The sequence below is a fragment of the Kosakonia sp. WA-90 genome (assembly GCF_039871955.1).
Taxonomy (GTDB): Bacteria; Pseudomonadota; Gammaproteobacteria; order Enterobacterales; family Enterobacteriaceae; genus Kosakonia; species Kosakonia oryzendophytica.
Genome location: NZ_JBDPLJ010000024.1, coordinates 1 through 588, shown reverse-complemented (window position 1 = coordinate 588; position 588 = coordinate 1). Strand labels below are relative to the sequence as shown.

General features: G+C 49.3%; 2 tRNA genes and 1 rRNA gene. All 3 read right to left on the bottom strand.

Features of this window, described 5'->3' with window-relative positions:
* Positions 1-171: 171 nt before the first annotated feature.
* A tRNA-Ala gene (locus tag ABGA49_RS16115) sits at positions 172-247 on the bottom strand.
* Positions 248-349: 102 nt separating this feature from the next.
* Positions 350-426, bottom strand: a tRNA-Ile gene (locus ABGA49_RS16110).
* Positions 427-497: 71 nt separating this feature from the next.
* Positions 498-588 (bottom strand): 16S ribosomal RNA (locus ABGA49_RS16105); the annotation flags it as partial.

Sequence of the window (588 nt, the reverse complement as noted above, 5' to 3'; positions counted from 1 at the left end):
GAAGATGTTTCGTGAAACATCCTCAGTTGCGAAAATTTGAGAGACTCGCAGAACAGTTCGCACTGTTCTGTGTTTCAATTTTCAGCTTGATCCAGATTTTTAAAGAGCAAAACTTCGCAGTACACACAGAATGTGCACTCTGAAGTTTTTTTTGAGCCGGACAGTAAAGGATGGTGGAGCTATGCGGGATCGAACCGCAGACCTCCTGCGTGCAAAGCAGGCGCTCTCCCAGCTGAGCTATAGCCCCATCGTGGTCTCTGTAACCTTAATTTCAGCTGAGACAAGGCGGGGTGACACGAAGCATACTGAAGTATGTGAGTGTCGCCGCAACGCAGTATCAGCTGAAATTTGGTAGGCCTGAGTGGACTTGAACCACCGACCTCACCCTTATCAGGGGTGCGCTCTAACCACCTGAGCTACAAGCCTGCAGAGATTCTTTACTGCTCGTTTTTCATCAGACAATCTGTGTGAGCACTGCAAAGGCAGGTTCTTTAAGGTAAGGAGGTGATCCAACCGCAGGTTCCCCTACGGTTACCTTGTTACGACTTCACCCCAGTCATGAATCACAAAGTGGTAAGCGCCCTCCCG